General features: G+C 37.4%; 15 protein-coding genes and 3 tRNA genes. 12 read left to right on the forward strand and 6 right to left on the reverse strand.

What is annotated here, in order from left to right:
• Positions 1–18: 18 nt before the first annotated feature.
• Together aroD and IGI38_RS09765 are read right to left on the reverse strand one after the other, a co-directional pair.
• Entirely contained in the window at positions 19–765 is a 747-nt protein-coding gene (gene aroD / locus IGI38_RS09760; RefSeq protein ID WP_438729266.1) for a type I 3-dehydroquinate dehydratase, read from the reverse strand.
• Positions 766–784: 19 nt separating this feature from the next.
• Positions 785–1960, reverse strand: coding sequence for a Gfo/Idh/MocA family protein (locus IGI38_RS09765; RefSeq protein WP_438729268.1), 1176 nt, complete (start codon positions 1958–1960; stop codon positions 785–787).
• A 145-nt stretch (positions 1961–2105) separates the two neighbouring features.
• Between IGI38_RS09765 and IGI38_RS09770 the strand changes: the two genes are divergently transcribed.
• The 6 genes from IGI38_RS09770 (at position 2106) to IGI38_RS09795 (ending at position 5189) form a co-directional block, all read left to right on the forward strand.
• Positions 2106–2987, forward strand: a complete 882-nt coding sequence (locus IGI38_RS09770; protein WP_438729270.1) for a LysR family transcriptional regulator — start codon at positions 2106–2108, stop codon at positions 2985–2987.
• 478 nt (positions 2988–3465) lie between these two features.
• A complete protein-coding gene (locus tag IGI38_RS09775; protein WP_438729272.1) occupies positions 3466–3678 on the forward strand; it encodes a hypothetical protein in 213 nt (70 codons plus the stop codon).
• A 20-nt stretch (positions 3679–3698) separates the two neighbouring features.
• Positions 3699–3911, forward strand: coding sequence for a DUF2922 family protein (locus IGI38_RS09780; protein WP_438729274.1), 213 nt, complete (start codon positions 3699–3701; stop codon positions 3909–3911).
• 72 nt (positions 3912–3983) lie between these two features.
• The gene (locus tag IGI38_RS09785) at positions 3984–4367 is read left to right on the forward strand and encodes a hypothetical protein (protein WP_438729276.1); all 384 of its coding nucleotides are present in this window, start codon (positions 3984–3986) and stop codon (positions 4365–4367) included.
• Between the two features lie 46 nt (positions 4368–4413).
• Positions 4414–5007 carry a DUF2922 family protein gene (locus tag IGI38_RS09790; protein WP_438729278.1) on the forward strand — a complete coding sequence of 198 codons (594 nt, stop codon included), beginning with the start codon at positions 4414–4416 and terminating at the stop codon, positions 5005–5007.
• Between the two features lie 101 nt (positions 5008–5108).
• On the forward strand, positions 5109–5189 hold the full coding sequence (locus IGI38_RS09795; protein WP_111945109.1) for a type I toxin-antitoxin system Fst family toxin: 81 nt from the start codon (positions 5109–5111) through the stop codon (positions 5187–5189).
• A gap of 63 nt (positions 5190–5252) precedes the next feature.
• Here IGI38_RS09795 and IGI38_RS09800 read toward each other — a convergent pair whose 3' ends face one another.
• From IGI38_RS09800 to IGI38_RS09810, 3 genes are all read right to left on the reverse strand, one after another.
• On the reverse strand, positions 5253–6713 hold the full coding sequence (locus tag IGI38_RS09800; protein WP_438729280.1) for a glycosyltransferase: 1461 nt from the start codon (positions 6711–6713) through the stop codon (positions 5253–5255).
• 30 nt (positions 6714–6743) lie between these two features.
• On the reverse strand, positions 6744–7907 hold the full coding sequence (locus tag IGI38_RS09805; RefSeq protein ID WP_438729282.1) for a nucleotide sugar dehydrogenase: 1164 nt from the start codon (positions 7905–7907) through the stop codon (positions 6744–6746).
• A 635-nt stretch (positions 7908–8542) separates the two neighbouring features.
• Positions 8543–9085 carry a hypothetical protein gene (locus IGI38_RS09810; RefSeq protein WP_438729284.1) on the reverse strand — a complete coding sequence of 181 codons (543 nt, stop codon included), beginning with the start codon at positions 9083–9085 and terminating at the stop codon, positions 8543–8545.
• 446 nt (positions 9086–9531) lie between these two features.
• Here IGI38_RS09810 and IGI38_RS09815 point away from each other — a divergent pair.
• The 3 genes from IGI38_RS09815 (at position 9532) to IGI38_RS09825 (ending at position 9800) form a co-directional block, all read left to right on the forward strand.
• Positions 9532–9604: transfer RNA gene (locus IGI38_RS09815), tRNA-Asp, on the forward strand.
• 11 nt (positions 9605–9615) lie between these two features.
• Positions 9616–9705 (forward strand) — tRNA-Ser (locus tag IGI38_RS09820).
• Positions 9706–9712: 7 nt separating this feature from the next.
• Positions 9713–9800 (forward strand) — tRNA-Ser (locus IGI38_RS09825).
• Between the two features lie 609 nt (positions 9801–10409).
• Here the strand turns inward: IGI38_RS09825 and IGI38_RS09830 are convergent.
• Entirely contained in the window at positions 10410–11519 is a 1110-nt protein-coding gene (locus IGI38_RS09830) for a peptidylprolyl isomerase (protein ID WP_438729286.1), read from the reverse strand.
• A gap of 546 nt (positions 11520–12065) precedes the next feature.
• Here IGI38_RS09830 and IGI38_RS09835 point away from each other — a divergent pair.
• From IGI38_RS09835 to IGI38_RS09845, 3 genes are all read left to right on the forward strand, one after another.
• Positions 12066–12335, forward strand: coding sequence for a hypothetical protein (locus IGI38_RS09835; protein WP_438729288.1), 270 nt, complete (start codon positions 12066–12068; stop codon positions 12333–12335).
• A 186-nt stretch (positions 12336–12521) separates the two neighbouring features.
• Positions 12522–12713, forward strand: a complete 192-nt coding sequence (locus IGI38_RS09840) for a hypothetical protein (protein WP_438729290.1) — start codon at positions 12522–12524, stop codon at positions 12711–12713.
• Between the two features lie 47 nt (positions 12714–12760).
• Positions 12761–13135 carry a DUF1801 domain-containing protein gene (locus tag IGI38_RS09845; protein ID WP_438729292.1) on the forward strand — a complete coding sequence of 125 codons (375 nt, stop codon included), beginning with the start codon at positions 12761–12763 and terminating at the stop codon, positions 13133–13135.
• Positions 13136–13430: the final 295 nt, after the last annotated feature.

Below are 13430 nucleotides of genomic sequence, written 5' to 3' on the forward strand. Positions count from 1 at the left end.
GACTCATTATATTTTTATTTACAGTGTTTCAAGAATTGTGCGCAATTCAGCAACAGATACCTGTCCTGGTGCGGATGCTTTTTTCGCTGCGCCAAAAGTAGCTGCTGATCCAAAGGTCTTTCCCGATACACGGCTGACTACGCCAAGCTCGCCCATTGACATGGTAATCAACGGTCGATCTGCATGCTGCTGATACATTTCCTGAGTAGCATCCAATAAGACAATGACATCATGAGCTGTTTGCGGCATCACCGCAATCTTACAGATATCCGCTCCCTTTGTTTGCATCATTTGCAAGCGCTGGATGATCTCCTCTTTAGCAGGCGTTTTATCAAAGTCATGATTACACATAATGATTTTATTGCCTTTTTGATGCGCCTTCGCAACCAGTTCACTCACGCCAGCTTCAGGCATAAATAGTTCAACATCCAATAAATCTGGCGCACCCTTTTCTAAAAGCGTGTGATACATCTCAAAATATTTTTGATCTTCTAACGGACAAACACCGCCTTCTTTGGCAGTCCGGAAAGTAATCAAAAGAGGTCTGCTTACAGCCGCTTTGACTTCCTTTGAAAATGCCGCCGCTTTATCAAAATCTAAAATTTCTTCAAAATGATCGATTCGCCACTCAACGATATCACAGTTACTTTGGACAGCAATTGCTGATTCTTGTAAAACATCTGCTCTCGTTTTGCCCACTAAAGGCACGATAATTTTCGGCTGCCCCTCGCCCAGAGTTACATTTTCAATTGTTACAGTTTTCATAGTCTATCCCTGCTCTTTCTTAAAAATCGACTCTGCGTCCTTCTTCAGCTGATAAGTACGCTGCGTAAATAATCTTGATTGTATCATAAGCCAAGTCCAAATCAGAAAGTGGTTGACGATTTTCTGCCACACATTCCGCAAAATCCTGGAATTGTGCTAAATAGCCGCGAAGTGTTTCCTCTGCAACAAACACTTTGTTCCAGCCAGTTTTATCCTGTAGCTGTTCGGAAATATAGACATCTTCTAAATCATCTTGATCTAAGAAATAAGTAGATAGATTATCTGCAGGTGTAATATTATTCACTAACGCACTGTCATTCGTATACACTTCTACGTAGTTTTTTACGCCGCCTAAAGTATTATCATTTGAGATCGAGATAGCTTTCGTACCATCTGTAAACGTGATGATGACTGTCGCAAAATCTTCCGTATCAACCGATTTTGCTGGGAAGTAACGTTTGTCATGCTCGTTTAAGCTTGGGGCTAAACGACCAGTTTCAGCAACGACGCTTTGAACTTCGATCTTTTCGCCGCGAGCTTTTGCTTCGGCTTGTTTCAAGAACAGCATTCCGCCAATCGGATGACTCCCCAATCGAATTAATGATCCACCGCCTGCTAAAGACCAATGGGCAGAGGCTGGTGAAGTGGATGAACGAATACTTTCTTCACCTTTCATGTACATGATCTTGCTCTTCTTCGCTTCGATCATTTCCGCCGAACGCAAAATATTTGGAGAATACACATAATTTTCAGCGTACATGAATAAACGATCTGATGCTTCAAATTTTTGACGGCACTCGTCAATATCCGCTAGTAATTTTTTATACATCTTTGCTTTTGGTACATTTAAACCGATCGGCTCTTCATCGCCTTCTTCACCAAAATAACCTGTCAACGGCTTCTCACAGATGACGTGTTTATTCGCTTCCAGTGCTTGGTACGAAAGATCCAAATGCGTCACCGGCGGCGTAATGATATCAACTACATCAACTTCCGGGTCTTCCAGCACTTCCTGATAAGTCGCCGCAACCTGTTCAATGATGTCCCATTTGTCACATAGTTGTTTTGCCCGTTCTTGGTCATTGTCGAATACATATTTGATTCGCAAGTTCACTCCGCTGACCTTGTTGTACGCGTTCGTATGGAAATTCCCGGCAAATCCTGCACCAACCAATGCAATCGTTACTGTTTTCATAAATATTATTCCTCCATTTCAAGTTATAAAACGTTTTCTTTCTACACTACCAACTATAGAAACTTTTGATTGTGAAAACAATCTCATTTGGAGTTGATATTCATAACAAAAATGTTATACTTTTTGAAAAAAGAGGAAATTCTCTATGAAAATTCAAAATATCGAAGCCTTCTGTCGCCTCGCTGAGGTTGAGCATTATGGAAAAGTCGCAGATGAATTGGGCATCGCTCAACCATCCTTAAGCCGGATGATTCATCGAATCGAAGACGAGGTTGGCGTGAGCTTATTCAAGCCCAGCGGTCGAAATATCAAGCTGACAAAAATGGGTCGGCTCTATTATCAGAAAGTCCGAAAAGGCTTGGATGAGATACAATCCGGCGCAGATACAATCAAGAATATCGTGGACCCCTATTTCGGTTCGATCGATCTTGGATTCATCTTTACCTTAGGACCAGAGATTATCCCGCAGCTCCTCAAACAATTTCGAAATGATCCAGAACGTGCCAACTATAAATTCAAATTCTGGCAAGGCAATACGCCGCGCCTGCTTGAACATGTAAAACACGAAACCTGTGATTACTCTATTTGTTCATATCTGAACAATGAACCCGAAATCGAGTTCACACATTTGATGGATCAACCCTTAGTAGCGATCGTCGCAAAGTCACACCCGTATGCAAAAAAGAAAGCCGTATCTCTTACTGAACTTTCTGAGATTCCTATGATTCTGTGCCAAGACAAGACCTATTTTATAGAGAACCTGTTCAAAAAGGCCGGTTTGCCTTTAAATATCGCCTGCCGTGTAGAGGAAGACCAGGCATTGGCAGGGTTAGTCTCCATCGAATTCGGCGGAGCAATCCTACCCTACAATAATCTGATGTCCTTTCATGACATTGCCGTTCTTCAACTTGAGACACCCATCTATCGCCCAGTTTATTTAGCCAAAAGAAAAGATAGCCAGCTATCACCTGGTGCACAAGTTTTTGAGAAGTTTTTGAAACAGAAAGAATTTAGGTTGATGATATAAATGATAACACTATCGTCACCTTGACTATGCATCACAGTGTTTTGGGTATGATCCCACAAAGGAGATAACGAAAATGTTAGTTACTTTTTTGGAATTAATCATACACCAATTTCTAGAATTCAGCATATCTACTCTGTGTTTGCGTATTTCTTTTGATCGTTTATGATAGTACACGATCAATTGACGAATCCCAGTATACAAAAAGAGCGGATCACTTTGTACGTTAAGTGATCCGCTCTTTTTCTATCATCCTTGAATTAAAGCTTTGATTATAATACAAAACAATTTTCTTATCAAATCGCAAAATGACACTTTTACCCCCAATTTGACACCTTTTGAACGAAGGAATGCGGGTTCCAGCCTCCAAAGTGGTCAAATTGGGGGTGATTTGGTCAATTTGCGATTCGCAATCATTTTCGAAATGCCTTATCTTTTAGTCACCGGCCGGAACAAAAAAATCAAAACATGGAGGAATTAAATGATGATTCAAAAATTGAGCACAAAATTACAGGTTCACTTACAATTACCAGGCGTTGAGAAATTGAAGAAAGTCACCTTCCAAAATATTGTCGATGAACCGAACGAAGCAGAGATTCTTACACTAGGAGAAATCCTAACTGAGCTAGACCAAGAAGACACATTACTAAACGGCGTGATCATCACTAGCCAATCACGAGTAACGAAAGACTAAGGAAAAGGAGAAATTGATCAATGAAAAAAATAGTAGCGCTTTTTAAAACCAGCACAGGGCGTTCACAAACGTGGAGCTATCCAAATCCAAATGACACATTGTCCAACCAAGAAGTCCATGGCATCCTAGAAAAATTTACTTTACTGAACTTGTTCAAGAAAGACGACGAAAAGCTGTTCAATCAAGTGGTTAGCGCCAAATATGTTGAAACAGTGGAAACAATCATTTTTTAGAAGAAACTGAATGAATTGAGGAGCGGTAGACGTACCGCCTCCTCTACTTAAAAAATTAGGAGGAATGATTCGATGAATGACCAACTACTCAGCTGCCGCCAGCTGTTCAATTTAACACCAAAAATACTTGAAAAACGGATTACAGAATATTATCTCGAGTCACAAAACAGCAGTTTAACCATTAAATATATTATCGCCTTGCGCGTAAGGTACCAGCTTGGCGCAGAGGAGTTTGCGTTCATTCTAAAGGATCTTATTCGCGAAATCTTTATGAATACTAAGGCTACTCGCACCATGAAACGTTTTTTCTATTATTTCCAAGATTACTTCATGGCTCCAGAATGGCGCACATTAAAGTTTAGAACATTTCCGCTCCGTAACTTTGGCGAAAAAGCCTTGTCAGTTGCCCGTTCCCTGATGTCATTCGTCCGTCCTGAAGAAACAAACGAACCTTGACTGTAACCTTACCTACGCAGAAAAAAATTAGAAAGGAAAACAGAAGATGAAAAAGGATTTAGTTGTCAAATTCGCAAACAGTCTAGGGAAAAACCACGACTGGACCTACAGAGATTTGAACCCCGATCTGCCGATACCAGCGATCAAAGAAGCTTGCGAACTATTGACCACGTTGGATATTTTTGAACAAAATGGCGTAAAACTATTTGATTCCGTTGTTACGGCCAAGATCGTGGATACGTATGAAAGAGACGTTTTTGATGTTGAAAAGGAACCAATGATCGTCGAAAACGAACCTTGTAAACAGGAACAAGCACGGGAAGCCGTCCCTTTCAAAGCACCAGAAAACTATGATTATTTGTTCGATCCCTCAAGAACTGCGATCGCACAGAAGCTTGAAGGTCCCGCAGAAGCGACGAACGACCACCCTTCATTAACAATAAATGCGCCACAAATCGGAAAACAATCGATTACAAAAACTAAAGGGAATTCTGTCGGAGAACCTTCAGAACCTGTCGCATCGCAGGTTGATGATCATGAACAAAAGGACACCAAGAAAGGCTTCCTTGCCTGGATTCGTCGAAAGAAAAACAGGAATAAAGACGACCCAGATATTCGCTCTGGCGACACTAAACCCTAATACAAACTTCTGTCCTTTGAAAATTTAAACCTTTGCGTAGGTATTTCTGCTCATGTCGTCATCCTCCCGCATGAGAGGAGGTGATGCTTTTGAGTGAGCTGATGAGATATGTCCTCGCTCCGCTCTTTGTGGGGCTGATCATTGCCCTCGTGAACCATTGGTTGAGCGGGCATGATCCATGACGACAGAACGATAAAATACACCTGCGATTTTTGTGATCGCAGGTGCATTATTAAATATATTTTTTATGATTGATTCTCATCAATACCAACTTCAACATTTTTTCTCGTTCCCCAATTCGCTACCTTCCAAACTGTTAGCAAGCCATAGATTTGTAAAATACTGCAAATCAAAAGATTAACCAGCGTAGAGAATGGTGAAAAGATCAGGTATGAAAAGAATTGAGCCCATTTACTCATATCATTTCTATCAAATGTCAGTGTACGTATATTTCTAAAATACCCTAAGGCAATCATGTACAGCAGAATAACAATCGGAAGCTGCCGATTTATATATGGGTAATAGAAATAGACTGCGAAAAACACAGGAGTATATGCACCAAAAGAGATATAATGACTAAGCTGAATCCACCATGCTGCTTTCTTAGGGCTTTGATTTTTAATAAACCAAAGGCCGCCCCACCAGAAGCTGCGCCACCAACGGCTTCGCTGTCTCATTAAATGACTAAGCTTTACAGGATTCAATGTATAGCCGATGGACGTTTCTTGGTAGACCGTATCTCCCATAATCGAGGCATACTGTGTTAACATCCGATCGTCTCCAAATTTAGCTTTCTGAGAAAAAATGACCTGCGATAAATAATGATCAATGTAATTATCAATCACAGCCGAACGATAAAAAGCTAAACAGCCATGATTTACCCCAACTGCTTTCCAACGAGAATACGCAGACCGTCCATTTGAAAAGGCCGAAACAAAAGAAACACCAACTGATCGAGTAAGAAAATTCTCTTGATTATTGTAATCCAACAATGCTCCGCCAACGGACATAATTTTTTTATCAAAAAATGGATACAGCCCCTGCTCAATAGCGTCCTCATTCAAAATCGTATCACTGTCTATGGTTATAAAGATATCTACCTGGCCTTTCAGATCATGGAAAGCAATGGCTTGTGCTTCTCTTTTTCCGGCATTTTCCTTATAAACATATTTAACGATATTCGGAAATGTCTTTTCCCACTCTTCAAATAGCTCATCGCATTTATTTTCCTCTAACGAACCATCTTCAACAACATATACATAGTCAGGTAAATTAGTTTGAGTCGTAAGGCTCTCTAATACCTTTTTAAAAATTTCTTTATCCTCATTGTAGACAGGTATCACAACCGCTGTCCGAAAAGCAGCTAACGATTTTCCTTCGGGCTTTACATATACTGGATTAAAGTACGACGAAAGAGTTAAAAAGGCATTCCAGAAAAAGGCAATCACGACAAAAGGAATCGTCCAATACAATATATTATTAATTGAAAAATGATGATAGACCAACACCAAAACGAAGGATAATAAATAGAAAACTAACGTGACCCTATGCCAGCCATTACGTTTCATCACCGTCTGTGAATTATTTTCTAATTCCGTTTCTGTATCATTCTTTTTTCCTCCAGAAAACGAAAGCATCAAACCAAGCAAAATCATTACAACTATATATAAACATGATAGTAACCAAACATAAAACAAACTATACATTCCTTTCTTTTAAATCCATTTATAAGTATCTTAATCACGATAAAATATATCGCGTGTATACAGCTTATCCTTTACATCAAGCAACTCTACATCGTATCTGTTTGATACAATCAGATCTGCTTTTTGTTTGAACGTCTCCAAATCATGAATCACCTGCGTTCCTTCATGTTCCGTCCCTGTAATAAGAGGCTCATAGATCACGGTCTTTATCCCTTTTTCTTGCAGCCTTCTTGTAATACATTGAATAGAGGAGTGGCGAAAATTATCCGAATTGGATTTCATTGTTAATCGATAAATACCGACAACTTTAGGATTTTTTTTAGCGATCTGTTCTGCAATAAAATCTTTTCTCGTATCATTCGATGCGACTATGGATTGAATCAAGTCATTCGGAACCTCTTTATAATTTGCCAGTAATTGCTTGCTGTCTTTTGGTAAACAATACCCGCCATAGCCAAAGGAGGGATTATTATAATGATCACCAATACGAGAATCAAGTGCGATTCCCTCAATGATTTGACTAGCATCCAACCCATGCATTTCTGCATAGGAATCTAATTCATTAAAATAGGCGACTCGCATCGCCAAATATGTATTGGCAAATAATTTAATCGATTCGGCCTCTCTCGCGTTCGTTAAAATCACTGGAACATTTTCTTTACGTGCATTTTTAGAAAATAATTCAGCAATTTTCTCTCCTCGCCCACTGCGTTCCCCTACAACAATTCTCGTAGGATAGAGATTGTCATATAAAGACTTGCCCTCACGTAAAAATTCAGGCAAAAAAATAAAATTTTCCGAAGAAAATTTTTGTTTCAAATGGTCAATATATCCAATCGGAATAGTTGATTTGATTAGAAACAATGCTTCAGGTTTAATCGCTAATGCCTTGGAAACAACCGATTCAACAGATGATGTATCAAAATAATTCGTTTTTTCATCATAGTCTGTCGGTGTTGCAATAATCAATAACTCTCCGTGCATGACAGCTTCAGTAAAATTGTTTGTAAATTTAATTGTCGAGTCCTTTTCTAAAAACTCGTGAAGTTCTGATTCATCGATGACACTATTGCGTTCTTGTAAAAGCTGAATCTTCCATGCATCGATGTCATAACCGATGACATTCTCACTCTGACTTAACAGCAGGCTATTCGAAAGCCCCACGTATCCCATTCCAAAAACCGATATATTCAATAGATAATTGTCCTCATTCCTAACTTAAAATCATTCTCAAATAGAATTATACAACTATATTCTAACGTTAATTAAATGTTATAGCAATACAAAATTAATTAAATATGCTAAAAATAATGAGATATAGGTAGTTTGTCATTGATAAATAATTTGTGCTAAATATATTACATTGATAAATAATATTTACCCATCAAAGAAACTATTCATTTACAATTTTTTTATATGTATTCTTTTCACTCGATCAAGACAAGTTTACATTTGGAATGTAAACAAGATATGTGCTTGAGCTAGGCCTCTTACTGACAAATTAGCTCCCACATTTCCTGGCTCTAGGAATGGCATTTCATACAACCGTAGTTCTTTTTTTAGAATCTGAAAATGACTATCAGCTTAAACTTTATTTTAACTTTGCAGTCGCTATAATCACTTCATAAATTAATAATTGACTGCCTCAAATTCCCGCAATGAACTATTCAATACACAATAGAAAAACGGTATCAGCGTCTCTAAGCGCCGATACCGTTTTTTAATTTCATGTATGTCTGTTTTCAGTCTATCTGTAACAAGTTCCATAGACACTTTTAAAAACTGTAAAATACATTTATTGATTCAATCCTATTAATTATGAATTTATGCTATATTGGATCTGCCTCGTCCTGAATCGCATCCGTATCTTCTTGAGTAATAAGGATATTCCCTAATTCTGTTTGATCTGGTTTTAAGTAGATGACTTGAATTTTGGCATCTGGAAGCATTCCTTTTACAGAATCCATAATGGGCTTCATCGCTTTAACCATTACGGGTTTTAATGCTTCTGAATCCATTTGTACCCCAGGATCTTCCAAGTAAGTAAGTGTATATATCACTGTATAGTCAGGTCCGGCAGTAATCGTCATATCCGAATACATCGTTCCCATTTGTTCTTTCATAGCTGGAATTTGGGATTGCGCTGCTTCGATCATAAGATCAAAAAATTTTGAATTTCCTTGTTCAGTATCCGAAGCCTCAGTGACGGCCTTCGTTTCTGAAGAAGTTGATTCTTCAAGCAATTCTTTGACTTCAGATGAAGATGCCTTTTCTGCTGGCTTAGGCGAACTTTCAGAACGATTGTTAGAACATGCTGCTAAGCTAATAAAAGCAAAGCCAATAAACATAACCTCAAACATTTTCTTTTTCATTTTGATCCTCCATATTTGAATATTAGTTAAAAATATCTACCCTACGTTACAGTTTACACTAACTTCAAACTAAATAATATTACAAATTGTTCTTTATCTGTATAGAAGAGAAAATAATATGCCTAAATAGTATTTTTTATTGTTTCAAAAAATTCTTTGTGACTCCTGCTTCTTTTCAACAAATCCTCATATCTTAGCAATAACAAAAAAAATTTCAGCTTATAATTTTAAAAAAATCAGCATTCAATCATTATAATGGCACTGCGAAAATAGACAGTTATAAATTTCACAACATAATTGTTTGAAATGCGTTCTTTTATTTGCATTCCATTCGCTAATTATACGCTTTAAAGCAACAAAATTATCTTTCCATATCGTTATTTATTTTTCTGAATTTCTATTGCAGATAGATACATATTTCGGTATACTAATCTTTGTGCTAAAGAGGTTCCGTGGTGTAGGGGTTAACATGCCTGCCTGTCACGCAGGAGATCGCGGGTTCAAATCCCGTCGGAACCGTTGGACATAATGGAGGATTACCCAAGTCCGGCTGAAGGGAACGGTCTTGAAAACCGTCAGGCGGGTAAAACCGTGCAAGGGTTCGAATCCCTTATCCTCCTTAATTCTGGGGAAGTACTCAAGTGGCTGAAGAGGCGCCCCTGCTAAGGGTGTAGGTCGGGAAACTGGCGCGAGGGTTCAAATCCCTCCTTCTCCGTAATGATTATCCATGGTTTGATCAAACACTATCTCGATCAAAGACAGAGACACTAGATTGGATCAATGTAGTTATATTCAAATACAACAAAATCTTTTTCATTGATGCCAGTTACTTTTTACTAGTGACTGGCACTCCTTCTTTATTGCGTTGGTTATGTTCTTAATAAACAAAAAAAGGACCGAATCTTCTCCAATCCTCTTTCCTTAGCCCAAAGCTTTTTACCTGTAAAAAACATTTGATGTAGTCCAATTCACGTTTGACTTGTTTTTTTGGTTTTCCATTTTTTGATACTATAGCAATTTCTCTCTATCCTTTATCTCGTATACTAGCAAATCCTAGACAATTTTGTACGAATTCAGTTTGTTTTGTTTCCTTTTCCATAACACACCTGCACCTGCAAGACTAACTACTGTAATGACTGTTACAATACGAACCATGCTTTTTCCTCCATTCTATCTGAATCTATTATGAAATGTTTATGACGTTTTTCGAATTGTTCATCCTTCAAGATAGCCCTTTAATGAAGAAAAGGGTAGCACTAGTTAAGGAAAAAGAAGTAAATGCAACTTCTTTTTCCTCTTTTATTTAAATTAATCGTTTAGTCTGCTATTCAACCTTCTCAAAGATAATCGTTTTGGTTTTTACTGGATCTGAGACTGGTGCGTCTTCATCATCTGTTTCTTGATCTGCAATTTTCTTCACGACATCCATGCCTTCATAAACTTGGCCGAACACAGTGTATCGCCCATCTAATTCTGGTAGTCCACCGATTTCTTTATATTTCGACTCTACATTACCTGGTAGCGAAAGAATCGGCAATTGCTCTTCATCGATCTTTGTATTTTGAACAATATAAAACTGATTTCCGTTTGTATGCGGGCCATTGTTTCCTAGACATAGCGAGCCATTGAAATTATACAGTCCCTTATTCACCTCATCTTCATAAAAACCATCATAAATCGATTTTGATTCATCTCCTGAACCATCCAAAGCGCCGCCCTGAATTACAAATTCTTTGATTACACGCGCAAATGGCGTGCCGTCATAAAATCCGTCTTTTGAAAGACTAATCCAATTTTTTACAGCTTTTGGTGCTTGTTCTGGAAATAATCGCATCTTGATGACCCCTGCATCTGTATCCATCACACAGATTTCCTCACCCTTACTTGGGGCTTCAAGTTGTGTTAATTCAACGTCTGATACATCCACTCCCGTATCATTCCAAAGAATGTCATAAATCTGCCATTTTACGCCGTCCTTATCACCTAAGCGTGCCATTTTTAACAATACACTGTATTCTGTCACTTTTTTCTTGTTTGTTACTTTGAACTTGTATTCCAGAATCGCTCGTAAATCATTGTAATCATCGTCAGCCTTTACTTTGTAAAACTGATCAAACTTCGTATAGACATACTCAACCTTTTTTCCAGAATACTTATTAAAATAATCGGTGATCTTTTGCTTATCTGCTTTAGAAATATTACTAACAATCTCGCTTTTAATACTTTTTTCATCCGTAAGCTTCTCTGAAAACTTTTCAAATTGCTCCTTTATTTCCGTTTCATCCCAGTGTCGTCCAATCAATTCATCAACCGTTTTTTCTTTTGAATAATCATGGACTTTACTTTTAGCCTCAGAAACAGTCGCCGCCCCCAGTAACGTCCCTCCTAACACCAGAGCTATTCCTAAACCAACAAATCCTTTTCTTATCTTCATAACCATCCTCCTTTTCATTTTGTAACCGATTACATTCTAACGTAACGAAATATCTTTATTTGTTATTTTCTCGTTTTCTAATACAATTATCATTTAAACGCTGTCGAACCTTTGATTAGAACATTGAAACTTCGAAGGAACGTCTATTTTCAAACTAGCAAAACGGGATAATTATACCTACTCAGCTAGTAAACAAAATAATCTTAGCTTTGCATATCACAAAAAAATGACCAAACCAACATTCACTTGGCTTGGTCTTACTAGTAATTAACAGTACTTTCCTCGTAAAATTGTGACAACTTTTCCCATCTCTTCCATTTTTCTTTGAATAATACTATACAAGTTTAGTGGAGTAGGAATCAGAGAAGCATTATTTTGTTTGGTGCCGTCTATTCTTGTTGTTGTATCGCTAAATATCTTTTAAAAAAAATTGAAAAGCTTACTCAATTAAGTTTAGCTTAAGAAACAAGGGTTACTATATAGTTGAGAAATAACTGATTGCTATGACAAAATTTAGTTAGTAAAAACAGAGGGAGTTGATTGGTAGTGAACACTATCATAAATAAACATTCAAAAAATAATGATCGAGCATTCATGATGAATCGTAGTTTTGTAAGAGAATTAAAGGTTGATGTTAAACGTGCCAATTGGCTGTCTGCTGCCAGTATTATTTTGCTAGCGATTACTCACTCGCTTGGAGTAGGGTTTAAAGAAACTTTATTTTGTTCGAGTCTAGCCATTCTTTCTGCTATAGTACTAAATATTTTTTTGCATAAATTTGAAAAAGCAATTGCTGTCAAAAATAGAGTTTCTTAGTATTATTCTAAGCTTTTATTCAAATAGGAACACCTTAATTTAGATCATGTTTCCTTTCTAACTTTAGTGAATCCTATTAACTGACATTTGGTTATCTTCTTATGATTGAGGACAACCAAATGTCTTTTTCTTTATCTTGTTTAGGCTTACATATGAGAGTAAACTAGTAGAAAAAGGAGATTCGGCATGAATTATATACTTGGAATTGTTTTTCTATTACTTAGTGTCTGGCAGCTTGCGATGACTAAACGATCATTTACAGACCTCAAGAAAAATGGCAATAAAAATACCTCACCGTTTATTATGTTAGGCCTATGGTTCAGCTTCATTATTGGGATATCTTTCCTCGCAGCTGCAGGATATGCCTTTTTTTACTAACTTTCTAGTGCAACTAACTTAGAGAAAAATGTATCAAGGAGAAGTAAATGAATCCAATTGATATCCCAGTTTTTTACCCAAATTACTCTACACTGGAAAAACAAAGATTGATAGAACTGCAAAACTTGATTCATCAGGTGGCTGACGAATCTCATCTTGAACTTGTCGAAAGTTCCAAGTGGGGACAGCTTTCCTTTGCGACTCCGCAAGGAACACCGATAAGGATCGATAAGCTTTCTGACACAGAGATTGGCTGCTTTGTTCATTGTCAAACCAATTTAATCGAAACATGGCGATCTCTATTCGCGGATACATTGACTTTTTCAAAGAATCGCGCAATCGTCCTTAGACTTGAAGAACCTTTTCCAGTAGAATCACTAAAGATTTGTATTGATCAAGCCTTTTATTATCATATGAAGTAGCATCTAAGATTGCTTACGGCCATTCTTTGCGAAATAGAACGGTCTATTTTATTGAACATCTTATAATAGGTGTTCTTTTTTTGTAATATGTGTAGTTTCGTAATAATCTCTCTTATCGTATGATAAAATGTACTTAAGGAGTGATAACACATGCAACAGCTATTGACTTTATTTGATTCACTGTCTAAAACAGGAATAATTCTTTTCATTTTGTTCAGCTTCTTAATTACCTTAGGTATCGTGATCCTTATTTTTTCTTTTTCTAAAGCATTAAAAAATAAGTAGCTATTCGAAA

Source organism: Enterococcus sp. AZ128 (assembly GCF_051714485.1).
GTDB lineage: Bacteria > Bacillota > Bacilli > Lactobacillales > Enterococcaceae > Enterococcus_A.